Below are 3,472 nucleotides of genomic sequence, written 5' to 3' on the forward strand. Positions count from 1 at the left end.
ATGGAGCCGGTCACGACATGCACGCATACAATGGAGGTGGCCTGTGCTCTGGCTGCGGGAATTCATGAATCTACCCGTCTATCTGAGAACCATGTTGATGGTCGATATGGTGTGCAACTTCGGCATCGGCCTGGTCATGCCGATCGAACTCCTCTTCGCCACCCAGGCCCTGGGGGCCACCATGAGCGAGGCCACCCTCCTGGTCACCGTCAGCTCGATCGGCACCCTCATCTCCAACCCGATCATCGGATGGGTCTCAGACCGCCGGTCCTCCTGGCTGGCCATGCACACGGCCATGATCTTCTCCGTCATCGGCCCCCTGATCTTCGTTCTGGCCCACGACTACACCATGGGCGTGATCGGGGCCTTGATCTCCGGCCTGGGCATGGGAATGGAAACCTCCTGGGAGAGCATCCTGACGCAGATATCGACCAGCGATCAGCGACGGATCGTCTACGGCATCAACCAGGCCGAGCTCAACCTGGGCATCGGGCTGGGGGCCGCGGTCGGCGGACTCCTGGCGGCCGGCGGGCAGGACCACCTCTACCGGTGGGGATTCGGGGTACGCGCCCTGGGCTTCGCCCTGGTCAGTCTCTCCCTCCTCCTGATCGAACGCCACTATGGCCTGCGGCGGCTGACCGCCCGTCTCAAGATCGAGGTCCAGGAGGAGGGAACGAAGGGAGCCCGCGCACGGAACGGCGACAAGAAGGAGGAGGCTGCACCAGGCGGTACCTGCGGCGGCAGCACCCGGTCCCTGACCTACATCGTGGCGATCATGGGACTGCTCTGTTGCGGAACCTTCTTCATGGATCTGTTCGGATACTCCCAGTTCGATGCGGGGTTGGTGACCACGCTGATTTCTAACCCCCACATCCCCCGGTGGTCACTCTCCGTGGTGGATGTGGTCAACACCTTCTCCGTGGTCATCATGAACGTCATCCTCCTGCCCAGGTTGAAGAACGTCAACCATGTCCGCCTCCTGCGCACGGTGCCGATCTTCTGGGCAGCCGCATGGGTCATCATCGTCCTGGGGCTTCGACTGTCGACCTCTGCCGGGGCCCTGGCCGCGGCCTCCCTGGGAATCATGATCTTCGGGCTGGGTGAGGTACTGATGGGGATCTCCCAGCCCGTCGTGGTGGCCGAACTGGCGGGACCGGCCTACAGCGGTCGGCTCTTCGGCATGCTCAACACGGCCACATCCCTGGGATACATCGTGGGCCCCATGTTCGCCTCCTATGTGCTGAACGGGCGTGAGACCATCCCCCTCCTGTACATGTGCGCCATAGGACTGGTGGTCCTGAGCCTGCCCTGGTTCCTCTTCATCCCCTCCCGCAACCGATAGCTGCAGGGGCGGAACCAGGGCAGGCAGGGGACCCACGGCTCAGCCCGTGCCGCCGGCCGGGGCCTCGGCCCGTTTCAGGGTGCCCCAGTTCAGGTTCCACAACTCGTCGGCCCGCTTGGCCACGGACTTCGAGTGGGTGACCACAATCACGCACTTGTCGTCATTGTGGGCCAGATCCACCAGGATGTCCATGATCTTGGTGCGCGTTTCCCCGTCCAGGCTGCCGGTCGGCTCGTCGGCGATGATCACAACCGGATCGTGGGCCAGGGCACGGGCTATCCCCACACGCTGCTGCTCCCCTCCCGACAGGTTGGAGACCTGACGCCGGGCTGTCGTCCCGTCGATGCCCACCCGTTCGAGCAGGGCCAGGGCCGATTCGGTCTTTCGCCGATCCTTCACCCCGCTGATCTGCATGGACAGGACGATGTTCTCGACCGCGCTGGCCCTGTTGAGCAGGTTGTACCCCTGGAAGACCGTACCGATCTGCCTGGCGCGGTACCGGTCCCTGTCCATGTCGGCCAGGTCCGCACCCATGTAGAGCACCCGTCCGCCCGAGGCCGTGTCCAGCCCCGCCAGGAGGGAGAGGAGGGTGGTCTTACCCGCCCCTGACCTGCCCATGATGCAGGTCAGGTCACCCTTACGGAATCCTGCGTTGATCCCGCCGAGGACCATCCTGCTCTGCTTGCTGTACCTGTAGGAGACGTTCTCCAAAGCAATGATGTCCATTGTTTTCCTCACTTCCCTTCCGAGAGGAGTTTTCTGGGCTGGCAACGATTGACCGAGACCATCCCCACCAAACCGGACAGGACCACCATGCCCATGGATACCCCGGAGATCTGGGCCAGGGTTGATGCGTCCATCCCCGGATTGATTGTGGCCGGTTTCAGATCCGGCTGGCTGGTGGGCTGCCCGGCCATGACGATGTTGGTCGGTCCACCGTTCCCATCCGTCTTCTCCGCCTGGGCGCTGGATTCCTGCTGCCCGGTCAGGAGGGAGTCGGCCAGGGGTTGGGCCGCGGCCGTGCCGATGCCCAATCCAAGGACCAGGCAGACGGCCACCATGGCGACTGTCTCGCTGATCAAGCCCAGGGAGACCTTCCACCCCTTCATCCCTACGGCACGCAGGACACCGATCTCATAGGCCCTGGAACGCATGGCCATCAGGCAGAGGAAGAGCAGGACCAACCCGCCAAGGACCAGGACCAGGGCCAGGAAAATGGTCGCCAGCCTGCGCAGGCTCTCCACCGGTGCCACCACCTTCCGGTAGGCTGCCTCATCGGTGCTGACCTTGAAATCGTCCGGCAGTCCCTTGGCCTTCAGCTCCTTGCGGAAGGCATCGAGCTGGTCCGGGTTCTTCAGGTAGAACCTGGGATCCAGGTAGCCCTGCTTGGCGAAGGCCGGCATCTTCTCGGCGGTCTGCCGGGAGGTGATGACCTCGTTGCCCCGGTTGAGCATGGGGGTCTTGAACTGCTGCTGGGCCTGGCCACTCATGACGGAATCGGAGTAGATGCCCGCAATGCGCAGAGGGAAGCCCTTGTCACTCGAATCCAGGCTGGTGAAGGTGACGGTGTCACCCACCTTGAGGTGGTTGAGTCTGGCCAGCTCCTGACTGATCAGGCAGTCATGGTCGCCCGAGTACCTGTGCCCCTCCACGATGTGGCGCTTGCCGTTGGCAAAGTCTTCGCTGATGGAGGGGTCGCTGTACCCCACCAGGCTGGATTTGGGCATCTCGGTCATGCCCGCCGGGCCGCCCATGGGGATCCCCTGGTCCTGGTCCTGCTCTTCATCGAGCATGGTCAGCCCCTTGACGTTTCCCGACATGTGGGCCGTATAGACGGTCTTCCGGAGAAGCCGGGACCTGCCGAACTCCAGGTACTGGGCGGTGGTGGGTTGCCTGACCTTGCCCTGGGTGGCCTTGGCCATGTCCGGTGCCAGGGTCACCTTGGACCCGAACTGCCCGTGGTACCCCTGGATGAGGGAGCCCGAGGCATTCCTGATCAGCACGCCCATGGTGCAGATGACGATGATGGAGAGGGCAGTGCCGGCGAAAAGGAGGCCGCGCCCCCGGTACCTCCGGATATTCTTCATTGCATTGGTGATGATGTACAAATCAGGTCCCTTTCGGTAGGAT

At 63.4% G+C, this 3,472-nt stretch carries 3 protein-coding genes; 1 reads left to right on the plus strand and 2 read right to left on the minus strand.

Going from position 1 to position 3,472, the window contains the following annotated elements:
- Positions 1-106: 106 nt before the first annotated feature.
- The gene (locus Q0K62_RS07890) at positions 107-1,342 is read left to right on the plus strand and encodes an MFS transporter (RefSeq protein ID WP_297317427.1); all 1,236 of its coding nucleotides are present in this window, start codon (positions 107-109) and stop codon (positions 1,340-1,342) included.
- Between the two features lie 39 nt (positions 1,343-1,381).
- Here the strand turns inward: Q0K62_RS07890 and Q0K62_RS07895 are convergent, their stop codons facing one another.
- Together Q0K62_RS07895 and Q0K62_RS07900 are read right to left on the minus strand one after the other, a co-directional pair.
- Positions 1,382-2,068, minus strand: coding sequence for an ABC transporter ATP-binding protein (locus tag Q0K62_RS07895; protein ID WP_297317428.1), 687 nt, complete (start codon positions 2,066-2,068; stop codon positions 1,382-1,384).
- Positions 2,069-2,076: 8 nt separating this feature from the next.
- The coding region (locus Q0K62_RS07900) for an FtsX-like permease family protein (protein WP_297317429.1) at positions 2,077-3,472 on the minus strand (1,396 nt) is incomplete at its 5' end.

Origin of the sequence: uncultured Bifidobacterium sp. (assembly GCF_945269915.1) — a bacterium.
In the GTDB taxonomy this organism is placed as follows: domain Bacteria; phylum Actinomycetota; class Actinomycetes; order Actinomycetales; family Bifidobacteriaceae; genus Bombiscardovia; species Bombiscardovia indica.

Bases quoted from the DNA above. Each gene is read 5' to 3' on its own strand.
- Q0K62_RS07895 (WP_297317428.1), bottom strand. From the start codon at position 2,068: ATGGACATCATTGCTTTGGAGAACGTCTCCTACAGGTACAGCAAGCAG.
- Q0K62_RS07890 (WP_297317427.1), top strand. From the start codon at position 107: ATGGTGTGCAACTTCGGCATCGGCCTGGTCATGCCGATCGAACTCCTC.